Source organism: Streptomyces hirsutus (genome assembly GCF_001418415.1).
Lineage (GTDB): Bacteria > Actinomycetota > Actinomycetes > Streptomycetales > Streptomycetaceae > Streptomyces > Streptomyces hirsutus.
In genome coordinates, this window is the sequence record NZ_LIQT01000278.1 from 1 (window position 1) to 11,276 (window position 11,276).

9 protein-coding genes and 1 riboswitch are annotated in these 11,276 nt (G+C 71.2%); of the genes, 1 reads left to right on the forward strand and 8 read right to left on the reverse strand.

Annotated features, from left to right (window positions below; translation table 11 throughout):
• Window positions 1-14: 14 nt before the first annotated feature.
• From AOK11_RS20930 to AOK11_RS20945, 4 genes are all read right to left on the reverse strand, one after another.
• A complete protein-coding gene (locus tag AOK11_RS20930) occupies window positions 15-2,426 on the reverse strand; it encodes a sensor histidine kinase (protein ID WP_055595260.1) in 2,412 nt (803 codons plus the stop codon).
• A 732-nt stretch (window positions 2,427-3,158) separates the two neighbouring features.
• Entirely contained in the window at window positions 3,159-4,385 is a 1,227-nt protein-coding gene (locus tag AOK11_RS20935) for an MBL fold metallo-hydrolase (protein ID WP_055595261.1), read from the reverse strand.
• A 319-nt stretch (window positions 4,386-4,704) separates the two neighbouring features.
• Window positions 4,705-5,490: an SGNH/GDSL hydrolase family protein gene (locus AOK11_RS20940; RefSeq protein ID WP_055595262.1), complete on the reverse strand. Its 786-nt coding sequence runs from the start codon at window positions 5,488-5,490 to the stop codon at window positions 4,705-4,707.
• 315 nt (window positions 5,491-5,805) lie between these two features.
• The gene (locus AOK11_RS20945) at window positions 5,806-6,780 is read right to left on the reverse strand and encodes a M23 family metallopeptidase (RefSeq protein WP_055595263.1); all 975 of its coding nucleotides are present in this window, start codon (window positions 6,778-6,780) and stop codon (window positions 5,806-5,808) included.
• A 3-nt stretch (window positions 6,781-6,783) separates the two neighbouring features.
• A riboswitch (cyclic di-AMP (ydaO/yuaA leader) is annotated at window positions 6,784-6,948 on the reverse strand.
• 517 nt (window positions 6,949-7,465) lie between these two features.
• Between AOK11_RS20945 and AOK11_RS20950 the strand changes: the two genes are divergently transcribed.
• A complete protein-coding gene (locus AOK11_RS20950) occupies window positions 7,466-8,263 on the forward strand; it encodes a tyrosine-protein phosphatase (RefSeq protein ID WP_055595264.1) in 798 nt (265 codons plus the stop codon).
• A gap of 75 nt (window positions 8,264-8,338) precedes the next feature.
• Here AOK11_RS20950 and AOK11_RS20955 read toward each other — a convergent pair whose 3' ends face one another.
• The 4 genes from AOK11_RS20955 to AOK11_RS46225 form a co-directional block, all read right to left on the reverse strand.
• Complete coding sequence (locus AOK11_RS20955) at window positions 8,339-8,461, reverse strand: DUF6126 family protein (protein ID WP_055595265.1); 123 nt, start codon at window positions 8,459-8,461, stop codon at window positions 8,339-8,341.
• The gene (locus tag AOK11_RS20960) at window positions 8,458-9,081 is read right to left on the reverse strand and encodes a helix-turn-helix domain-containing protein (RefSeq protein WP_055595266.1); all 624 of its coding nucleotides are present in this window, start codon (window positions 9,079-9,081) and stop codon (window positions 8,458-8,460) included. The genes AOK11_RS20955 and AOK11_RS20960 overlap by 4 nt, the downstream gene beginning before the upstream one ends.
• A gap of 85 nt (window positions 9,082-9,166) precedes the next feature.
• Window positions 9,167-10,582 (reverse strand): aspartate aminotransferase family protein, encoded by a 1,416-nt coding sequence (locus AOK11_RS20965; RefSeq protein WP_055595267.1) that lies wholly within the window; start codon window positions 10,580-10,582, stop codon window positions 9,167-9,169.
• Window positions 10,579-11,172 carry a 1-deoxy-D-xylulose-5-phosphate synthase N-terminal domain-containing protein gene (locus AOK11_RS46225; RefSeq protein ID WP_055595268.1) on the reverse strand — a complete coding sequence of 198 codons (594 nt, stop codon included), beginning with the start codon at window positions 11,170-11,172 and terminating at the stop codon, window positions 10,579-10,581. Before AOK11_RS46225 ends, AOK11_RS20965 begins: the two co-directional genes overlap by 4 nt.
• Window positions 11,173-11,276: the final 104 nt, after the last annotated feature.

Sequence of the window (11,276 nt, forward strand, 5' to 3'; positions counted from 1 at the left end):
GGGTGCGGGCGTGCTCATCCGGCGGGTGCGCTCCCGTCGTGCCGTGCGGTGGGGTGGTGGTCGGTGCGGGGCGCGGGCACACCGTCGTGGCCGCCGCGCGCCTCCTGGGACGCCGTATGCGGGGGACGCGCGTCGGCGGTGTGGGACTCCACGGTGGGGGACTCCGTCGTGTGAGCCTTGATCGTGTGGTACGGGTCCATGAGGTGGGCGTCCGCATAGGGGATGTCCAGGGGATGGGCGTCCGTGGGATGGGCGGTGGGGCCGAAGCGCTCGCCCATGGGCGACGAGGGCGGCATGGACACGGGCGCCATGTGGCCTCCCGCCCTGTAGTCGCCCACCAAGTGGTCGCCCGTCCTGTGGTCCTCGGCCGTGTCACCACGGCCCGTGTCGACGCTCCCTGTCTCGACACGGCCCATGTCGTCGTGCCTCGTGTCGTCGTGGGCCGGGTCGTTACGGTCCAGGTCGTCGCCGCCCATGTGGTCGGTTTCCATGTGCTGTTGGGTTTCGGCGAGACTGACGCCCCGCCGGAAGGCCGCCATCAGGTGGGGGTCGTGCCCGACGACGTGGTCGGTGTCCTGACGCGGCGTGGGACCGTCGCGGAGCTGGGGCACCAAGTGTTCCTGGGCTCGGCGGCGGGGCAGTCGGGGTCTGCCCATGGTGCCGCGCACGGTGGGGCTGCGCGGGGTGAGGGGTGCGGTCCCGATCCCGCTCTCCTCGAGGGTCTGCCGGTCGTCCGGGGTGACGCCGGGCACGGCCTCGGCCGGATTGGGCCGCACCGCCCGGGCGCCGCGCAGCGGCAGGGGCGGCGCCACTCCGCCGGGGCCCGCCGGGGCCGCCGGGGCGCCGGCCTGGTCGTGGCGCCGTGCCGCCGGCACGCCGGGGGACGAGCCCGGGGGGAGGGGCGTTCCGTTCCCGGGCTCCGGCAGCGAGCCGGATCCGGTCTGCTGCGCGAGGTCCGTCCCCGCATCGGGTCCCGTCCGCATGTCGGGTCGGGCCTGCGGGCCGGGTCCGGCGTAGGGACCGGTGCCTGCCTGCGGCTCTTGCGGCCATGGTCCGTTCCCGTACCCGGCGGGGCCGGGCAGCGGAGCGCTCCCGGGTGCGGGCACGGCATGCGCGGGCCGGTGTGTCGGCCCGCCGTCGTCCCGCGGGCCCGGTCCCGCGTCGCCCTCGGCCGGCCGGCCCTCGCCCGCGCCCGGTCCCGAGGACCACTGCTCGGCGCCGAGCAGTGCCTGCGGCACCACGAGCACGGCCTGGACTCCGCCGTAGATGTTGTTCTGGAGCCGGACCTGGATGCCGTGCCGCCGCGCGAGCTGCGAGACCACGTACAGGCCGATGCGCCCGTCGGCCAGGAGGCTGGCGACATTGACCTGGTCCGGGTCGGCGAGCAGGGCGTTCATCCGTTCCTGCTCGTCCACGGGCATGCCGAGCCCGCGGTCCTCGACCTCGACGGCGAGCCCGGAGGTGACGAATCCGGCGCGCAGCAGCACCTGGGTGTGCGGCGCGGAGTACAGCGTGGCGTTCTCGACGAGTTCGGCGAGCAGGTGGATGACGTCGGCGACGGCGTGCCCGCGCAGGGTGCCGTCGATCGGCGGCACCAGCTTGACCCGTGAGTACTGCTCGACCTCGGCGATGGCCGAGCGCAGCACCTCGGTCATGGAGACCGGGTTGCTCCACTGCCGCCGGGAGACGGCCCCGCCGAGCACGGCGAGGTTCTCGGCGTGCCGGCGGATGCGGGTGGCGAGATGGTCGACGTGGAAGAGGCCCTTGAGCAGGTCGGGGTCCTCGATCTCGTTCTCCATCTCGTCGAGGATGGAGATCTCGCGGTGCACCAGGGACTGCAGACGCCGGGCCAGGTTGACGAACACCTCGAGCTTCTGCTCGCTGCCCGCCTGGCTGGAGAGCTGGGACGCCTGGACGACGGCGGTGACGGCGCTGTCATGGGCCCGGGACAGGTCGGCGGCGAGCCGGTCGAAGTCGTCGGCGTCCCGGGGTGTCCCGCCCGGCTGCGTGCGCGGTGGCGGGCCGTCGCCGCGGCGCAGGGTGTCCACGAGAGCACGCAGGTCGGCCTCGCGCCGGGCCGTGCTCCGGCGCAGGCTCTCGACGCGGTCGTGCACGGACCGGGCCGCGCGGTCGGCGGCCACGGCGGCGATGACGATGCCGGCGAGGGTCACCGACACCGCGCCACCGAGCACACCCCACAGGGTCGCGCCCGGCCGTACGCCGGTGGAGCGGACGAGGAAGAGCACGGCGGCGCTGGCGCTGAGGGCGACCGCCACGGGCGGCAGGACGGCGAGCCGCAGCAACTGGGGCCGTATCTGCGCCTCGGGGTACGCGAGGGCGGGCCGGGCGGGTGGGCGTCCGTGCCGTCCGCCCTCCCGCCGGTCGGTGCGGGAGGGCGGACCGGCGGGAGCGCGGAGATCGGGCATGGGTGTCCTCGAACTGGTCCGTCGGTCCTGGGTGCCGGGGGACCGCGTGAAGCCGCGGCCGCCGGGCGCGCGGGACCGGTTCCGTGCTCCGCGCGGCTCGTCGCCGCGCGCGGCGGGCGGACGCCCGTTGTCGGCACCGGCGCGTGCCCCGGCCGACGGCCCGCCCGGGGCAGCCGCGGCTGCCGGCGACCCGCTGGTCACGCCCGAGGCGCCGGCCGGGCCCGAGCGGCGGGGTGTGTCACCCCGTCCTCTCCCTCGTCCGCCTTCTGCCTGCACGTACCGGTCCCCGCTCCCTGATCCGATCTGATGGGCGCGACCCCGTGGCGCGATGCGCCGAGCGACGGGTGTCGTCGTGGTGTCGCCGTACCGGTCGGGGGCGCCGCGGAAGGCCGAGGGCGTCGGCCATGCGTCGCCCGACCGACACTCACCGTAGTCACCACCGCATCACGTGCGGTGGTCAGTTGACAAACTCACACGGACAGCATCCCGCTCTGGTATGAGGCTTCGTACGACAGACCGATAAACCCGTCACTCACTCGTCAAAGAACAGTCAATCCTCGATCCAGCCTGGTCAGAGGCGGTCATCGGAAAACATCGAGGGCCGGGGAGCTCAAAGCTCCCCGGCCCTCGATGTTCCGCCCGGCCGCCCTACCGGAGGACCCTTCGGAAGCCCTCCCCGCCCTGTGTACGCCTCACGAAAATATCACTCACCGTAGCGATCAAGGCCAAGGCTCACCCCTCCCCCACCAGGTCCAGGCCCTCGTGGGAGGAGTCCTTGACGGGGTCGGGCAGGGGCCACTTGCGGCTCGGGACGTGTCCCACGCCCCGCCACCACGGTTCGGCCGGCAACTCCCCGGCGGGCTCGAACGGCAGGCCCGGAACGGGGAAGGCGGCGGGCTGCCCGACCGCGTCGGCCGCAGCCATCGTCCACTCGCCGGGCTCCGCCCACGGGTGCGGTGCCAGGTTGAAGGTGCCCCAGTGGATCGGCAGGAGGACCCCGCCCGGCCGGCCCTGCTGGAGGTCGAGGTGGGCCTGGAGACCCTCTGCGGGATTCATGTGGATCTCCGGCCAGGAGCCAGGTCCCGGAATCGGGTCCGAGTTCCCCTTGGGCCAGAAGTCCGAGTACGCGCCGATCTGGATCATCGTCGCGTCGAAGGGGCCGTGGGTGGCGCCGATGTCCTTGAAGCCGTCGAAGTAGCCGGTGTCGCCGCTGTGGTAGACGCGGTGCTCCTCGCCCGCGACGACCCATGAGGCCCACAGGGTGTGCTGGGTGTTGCGCAGGCCCCGACCGCAGAAGTGGCGGGCCGGGGTGGCGGTGAGGGTGAGTCCGCCGATCCCGGTCGCCTCGTGCCAGTCCAGTTCGCGCAGCCGGTCGGCGGACACGCCCCAGTGCTCGAGATGGGCGCCCACACCGAGCGGTACGGCGAACAGCGTGTCCGTGCCGGCGAGCGCCTTGACGGTGGGCAGGTCCAGGTGGTCGTAGTGGTCGTGCGAGATCACGACGACGTCGACCGGACCGAGCGCGGCCAGCGGCAGGGGTACCGGGTGCAGCCGCTTCGGGCCGACGAAGGGGAACGGGGAGCAGCGCTCGCCCCACACGGGGTCGAACAGCACCCTCCGCCCGTCGATCTCCGCGAGCACGCTGGAGTGGCCCATCCAGGTCAGGCGCAGCCCGGAGGCGGGCGGGCGGGCCAGGTCGGCGAGGGTGGTGGCATGCACCGGCAGGGCGCCGTGCGGGGCACGGCGGGACCGGGTGTCCTTGTCGAAGTAGGTCTTCGCCAGGTCCCGGGCCGAGCCCGGGGGCCGGAGCCGGGTGGGACCTTCGGGGTTCTGGAACACGCCGTCCCGGTAGGGCGGGGACCTGCGGATACGCGCCATGCGCTCACCGGTGGGGTCCGCACCGAAGGCCGCGGGCCGTAGCGCACGGAGCCCGGGGCTCTGGGAACGGGTACCGGCCACAATGCCTCCAAGTGGAGTCGGTCAGGCATTCCATTATGTGTGGCCGGCCCGACGCCGGGCTGTCTCACCGACCGGAAAGCGCCCCGGAGCCGTGCACGTGCTCCCTCGCTTCTCGACGAAGGAGAAGCCGGTGGTCGCCGCCTTCGCCCGCGCGGTCGGGTCCCGGTGCTCGGGTCCCGGTGTCCGGGTCCCACCGGCCCGGGAGGGGGCCGGAGCAGGAGGAGTTGTCCGGGCGGGCCCGCCGAACCTGGAACGCGGACACCCCTGGCACGGGCCGTGCCCACACGCGCTCCCCCACCCCGTGCCCTCCCACCCCGCGTCACGCCACCGAGGCGATGCGCTCCTTGATGTCGTCCGGGGACAGCGCGCCCTTCGCCGTCACGTGGTCCCCCGAAGACTCCCCCCGCAGCCTGCGCCCTATCCACGGCACCAGGTACTCGCGCGCCCATTGGACGTTGTCCCGCCGGACGTCGAGGTTGCCGCGGGGCGGCAGCGGGGGCCAGGCCTGCTCCGGGTCGGCCGGGATGTCCAGGCCGAGGGCCTGTCCCGCGCGGAGCGCCACGCGCGTGTGCCCCTCGGGCGACAGGTGCAGCCGGTCGGTGTCCCAGGCCCTGCGGTCCTGGATGCTCCTGAGGGACCAGAGGTCGAGCACCGGGCAGCCGTACCGGTCGGCGACGGCCCGCACATGCCCGTTGTAGGTGGCGATCTTGCCGCGCAGGTGCCTGAGTACGGGCACGCCACGGGTGTCGAACCCGGTGGTCACCAGAACCGTGCCGGAGACCGCCGCGAGTGCGGCGATCGCCCGTTCGAAACGCTCGGCCACCTCGTCCGGGTCGCTGCCGGGACGCAGGATGTCGTTGCCGCCCGCACAGAAGGAAACCAGTGCGGGGGCCAGTTCGACGGCCCGCGGAAGCTGGTCGGCCATGATCTGGTCGAGCAGTTTTCCGCGCACCGCGAGATTTGTGTACCGGAAGTCGCCTTCGGGACGCCGGTCGGCGAGAAGTACCGCGAATCGGTCGGCCCAGCCGACGAATGCCCCGTCGGGACCGGGGTCGCCGACGCCCTCGGTGAAGCTGTCCCCCACCGCCACGTACGACCCGATCACTGCCTTGCTGTCATTCTTCGAATCGTCTGCCACAACCGGACATGATTCACCTTCGAATGTGACCTACGCGACCGTAGGAAGGCATTGACGGACGGTGAGATAAGCCACTCGCAAAGCATCGGCCAATCCGGAATAGCCCTCCGGGCAGGGGCGTTGACCGGCGAGCAACGTGACGCACGGAACACTCCCAGCACCCCCCGGTACTCCCCACCCCTCCACCTTTATGAGCACACCGAGCACACCGGACGCGCCGAAAGGCCGGACCCGGGGATCGGGGTCCGGCCTTTCGGCGCGTCAGGCAGGTTGCCTCGGGGGTCAGCCGATGGAGACGCCCTTGCCGCGGAGGTAGGAGACCGGGTCCAGGTCCGAGCCGTAGTGCGGCGTGGTGCGGATCTCGAAGTGCAGGTGCGGACCGGTCGAGTTGCCGGTGGAGCCCGAGAGGCCGACCTGCTGGCCGCCGCTCACCGTCTGACCGGCCGAGACGGACAGCGAGGACAGGTGGGCGTACTGGGCGTAGTAGCCGTCGTTCAGCTTGATGACGACCTGGTTGCCGTACGAGCCGGCCCAGCCGGCGGAGACGACGGTGCCCGCGCCCACGGCCTTCAGGGAGGTGCCGGTCGGAATGGCGAAGTCGACACCGGTGTGGTAGCCGCTGGACCACATGCTGCCGGCCACCTTGTAGGCGGTGCCGAGGCCGCCGCCGGGCACCGGCGAGCTGTAACCGGAAGTGGTCGCGGCCTGCTTCGCGGTGGTCGAGCCGGAGGAGGACTTCGGCGCGGACTGCCCGGAGGCCTTGCCGGCCGTCGACGGCTTCGACACGGAGGACGGAGCCGACGGAGCCGACGAAGCCGATGAAGAGGGCGTCCCGGAAGAAGAGGGCTTCTTCGGCGCACTGGTCGCGGCGGCCTTGCCGTCGACCGAGAGCTTCAGGCCGGGGTGGATGAGCGACGGGTCGTCGCCCACGGCCTCGCGGTTGTCGGAGTAGAGCTGCTTCCAGCCACCGTCGACGTTCTCGGACTCGGCGATCTTCGCCAGGTAGTCGCCGCCCTTCACGATGTACGTGCGGACGTCGCCGTTCTTGTCGCCGTCCGCCTTCACGCCGTCAGACGCCTTGCCGGCGACGGAATACGACTGGACGGCCTTTTCCGGGGCGGCCTGCGGAGTGACGGCGCTCGCTCCGGTGGCGCCGAGAAACGGCAGGGCGAGCGCGGCGCCACCGGTTCCGACGACGGCGATGGAACGGGTGAAACGCAAAGCGCTGGAACGGCGGTGCTTACCCTTTGCGGGCATGACGAATTTCCTCTCCGGCGCCTACGAGGTGAGCTGTCGGGTGCGGACTGGAGATGCCCGGCCGCGTCGAGAACGCGACTTAACCCCAAGCCGTTCCGGAGACCGGAACAGGCAGTCGTACCTGTGGGTCCCCCGCTCCTGCCATATACGGGTCAGAGGGTGAAGGCTCCGGACAGCGGCAGGATTAGGCGTCCGTCCGGATCGATGGCGAACGTAGGCGACCGAGACGCAAAGGGACAAGCACGATCTTCTGACCGAAGGTGTGTTTTCGTGATCCATTGCCCTGAAAACCATCACCCAGAGTCGCCCCGGATTTTCGACACCCCCCGAATCCCCTTGCGAAATGCCGGAATTACGTGAACATGGCGACAGCGCATCGTCACCTCTATGACGATGCTCACTACCCCATTCCCATCCCCCCTTCTATAGGGGCACGTTATGGCGAAACTCCTTAAACGGACAGATCTCCTCAATAGGTGAATCTTTGGACGGTTCGGTCGGGTCGGGGCGTGGGGCCGGTACGGGTCCGTCCGCGCCGGCGGCTCCGCACCGGGGCTCCCCGGGACGGACCCGCCTCCACTCCGACGGCCCCGTCGCCACCTCATCGCCCCTGCTCGGCATGTCGTATCGTCGGGTGACACCCGCCGCCGACGCGCCGGCGGCGCAGAGTGGGAGAGGGGCCCCCGTGACGCAGCAGATCCCGTCGACCGAACCCGAGCTCACCGGAGTGCGCAATTTCCGTGATGTGGGCGGTCTGCCGACCGTCGACGGCCGCCGGGTGCGGCACGGGGTGCTGTTCCGCAGTGGCCACCTCGCGCACGCCACGGAGGAGGACGCCGCCTTCCTGTCCTCCCTGGGACTGCACACCGTCTTCGACTTCCGCAACGCGGCCGACCACAAGCTGGACGGGCGGGACATCGAACTGCCCGGCGTGCGCAATGTGAACCTGCCGCTGAGCGACCCGGCCGACGGCGCCGAGTTCTGGAGGATGGTCCGCGACGGGGACCTGGACCAGCTCCGCTCGATCCTCGCCGGCGGCAAGGGGGCGGAGCGGATGATCGTCTCGTACCGCATGACGGTGAGGCAACGCACCGCCGAGCACTCCCAGGTGCTGCTCTCGCTCGTCGAGGAGTGTGTGCCCGCGCTGATGCACTGCGCGGCGGGCAAGGACCGCGCGGGCCTGTCGGTGGCGGTGACGCTGCTCGCGCTGGGCGTGGAACGGGACGCGATCTACGACGACTACCTGAAGTCCAGCGCCGCGCACCGCCGCTACAAGGTGCGCCGCAGCGGCACCTCCGCCTCGGCCTACTCCCCCGAGGTCATGGACCTGCTCGACCCCTTGTTCGACGCCCGCGCCGAGTATCTGTCGGCCGCGCTGGAGACGATCGAGGAGACCTGGGGCGGGGTGGACCCCTACCTCGAGCAGGGACTCGGGCTCACCCCCGAGAACCGGGAGCGGCTGCGCGAGCGCATGCTGGACTGAGTGATCCCCCGGCCGAGCAGGCGCTCGGCCGGGGGATCACGGAATCACTCGGCTCCTGCCGCGTCCGTCCGGGGACTACTGCTTCGCACCCAGCTCGAACAGCAGATAGATGAACCCCGCGAAGAGGTGCCCCACCACCACGTAGACGAACAGCCTCACCCACAGGGCGCGGGGAAACTTCTCCTCCAGGTCTTTCATGACACATCTCCTTGGGTGGGGCCCAGGCACAGGGCGGCCGTGGGGCTCTGCAGCAGGGTGTGGACGAACAGCAGCTCGACCCCGTCGGGGTCCTCGGCGGCGATACGGTGCGGGGTCAGCGAGTCGAAGTGCGCGCTGTCCCCCGGGGCGAGGCGGTGCAGGGCGTCCCCGAGGCGCAGCCGCAGCCGCCCCTTGAGAACGTACAGCCACTCCTCGCCCGGGTGGACCCGCACGATGTCGCCCTGGGCCCCGTACGGGACCTGGACCCGCAGGGCCTGCATCCCGCGCCCGGGGGAACCGGCCTGCCGGTACGTCCAACCGCCCACGGAGGTCGGCTCCATGTCACCGGCGCGCGTCACCGCCTCGCGGTCGGCGGTCGTCTCACCGAGCAGTTCGGAAACCGTCGTACCGTAGATACGGGCGAGGGAGAGCAGCATCGGCAGCGAGGGCTGGCGCTGCCCGGTCTCCAGCCGGGAGAGATGGGCGGGCGACAGTCCCGCGTCGCGGGCGGCGGCCTCCAGCGTCAGGGAGGCCCGACGCCTCAGGGCGCGCAGCTGCGGTGCGACCGCGGGGAGCGCGGCGGCCGGTCCGGCCGCCGGCTCGGCCTCGGGGGAGCTCATGACTCCATTCAGGCGCATCTTTGCCTGTGAGGCAAATCGCTTGCCTCACAGGCAAAAAGCGCCCGGCCTGCGGAACGTCACGGTCTCACCGGTCGGCGACCGCCTGTTTCACCAGTGTCCTGCCGAACTCCCACACCAGACCACCGTCGTGGGCATCGTCCATGACCGCGGTGAAGGCGTCCACGAACCGGTCCACCTCCCGCTCACCGATGATCAGCGGCGGGATCAGCTTGATCACCTCCAGGTGGTCGCCGGAGACCTGGGTGAGGATCCTGTGCTTCTGCAGCAGTGGGACCACCACCATCTGTGCGAAGAGTCCCTTCCGCGCGGCCTGCAGCATGGCCCAGCGACCGCGCAGCTTCAGCGACCGCGGCCGGCCGAACTCGATGCCGATCATCAGGCCCCGGCCACGGACGTCGGCGAGCAGCTCGTACGTGTCGACGAGGGCCGCGAGCCGGGACCGCAGCAGTTCCCCGGTGGCCCGGACGTTCGCGACGATCTGCTCGTTCTCCATCACCGCCAGCACCGCGAGGCCCGCGGCCATGGCCTGGGCGTTGCCTCCGAAGCTGGCCGAGTGGACCAGCACCCGGTCCATCGACGAGTAGACCTTCCGGAAGATCCAGTCCTTGCCGAGCGTGGCCCCCACCGGCACATAGCCGCCGGAGAGCGCCTTGGCCACGCACACCAGGTCCGGTTCGACCCCTTCCTCGTGCTGGTAGGCGTAGAAGTCGCCGGTCCGTCCGAGTCCGGTCTGCACCTCGTCGGCGATCAGCAGCGCCTTGTGCCGGTGCAGCAGTTCCTGGGCGGCGCGCAGATAGCCGGGCGGGGCCGCGTGCACACCCTTGCCCTGGATGGGTTCCACGATGAGGGCGGCGACGTCGCCCTTGGCCAACTCCCGCTCGAGCGCGTCCACATCCCCCAGGGGTACGGCCGTGTCGGGCAGCAGCGGGGCGAATCCGTCCCGGAATCCGGACTCGCCGTTGACGGACAGGGAACCGGTGGTCAGCCCGTGGAAGGCGTGCGCGCAGTACAGGACCCTGGACCTGCCGGTGGCGCGGCGGGCGAACTTCAGCGCGGTCTCGACCGCCTCCGTGCCGCTGTTGCCGAAGAACACCCGGTCCAGATGAGGGCTGTGGGTGAGCAGTTCCTCGGCCAGCAGTCCGGGCAGTGGCGGGCAGTCGAAACGGGTGAGATCGGCGAGTGAGGCGTCGAGGACGTCGTGCAGCGCCTTGCGGACCACGGGGTGGTGGCGCCCCAGACCCATCACCCCGAATCCGGCGAGCATGTCCAGGTGGTCGTTGCCGTCCGCGTCCCAGAAGTGGGCACCCTCGGCACGTTCGTAGACCTTGTCGAAGCCGATGGTGTGCAGCATGCGCGGGAGCTGGTGGTTGAGGTGTCTGGTGTGCAGCTCGTAGCGTTCGGCTCCGCGCTCGGCCAGGAGCGCGCCGAGGTCGAAGTCCCCGGCCCGCGAGGGCTCCGGGGTGGACTCCGCAGTGGTCATGGCTGTTGCTCCCGTTGCTTCTCGGACGGTTCGCCCGGGGACCGCCGCTCCCGGCCCACGGCCGGGCTCGCGCCGATCCGGCCGGCGATCTCGACGGGCGTCAGGCCGATGTCCGCCAGCACCTCACCGCGCTTGGCGTGCGCGAGGAACTGCTCCGGAATGCCGAACCGCCGTACCGGTACATCGACATCCGCGTCGCCCAGCGCCAGCGCCACGGCCGAACCCACGCCCGCCGCACGGCTGTTGTCCTCGACAACGGCCACGAGCCGATGCCGCGCGGACAGTTCGACGAGTTCGGGGGAGAGGCCGCCCTTGCCGCGCAGCTTGGAAAAATCCTGACGGCCCGTCAGGAGTTTGTGCACGTAGCTCTGGTGACCCGTGTCCCACAGGATGCGGTCGACGGGTGACTCGAAGGCCCGGTGCAGGGCGACGGTGAGCTCCACCACACCCAGGTTGGGTCCGAGATGACCGCCGGTCCCGGCCACCGCGTGCACCAGGAACTCTCTGATCTCTTCGGACAGTTCACCGAGTTCCGCCTCGGACAGCGCCTTCAGGTCGCGTGGTTGCCTGATGCTCTCCAGTATCGTCACGCTCGGCCCCCTATCGGTCCGTGCCTCGTCTCAACCCACCGTCACTGCCGGCTTTCCGGTGCCGGTCGGGGCGCCGGAGCCGTCGCCGTCGGCTTCCATCTGTT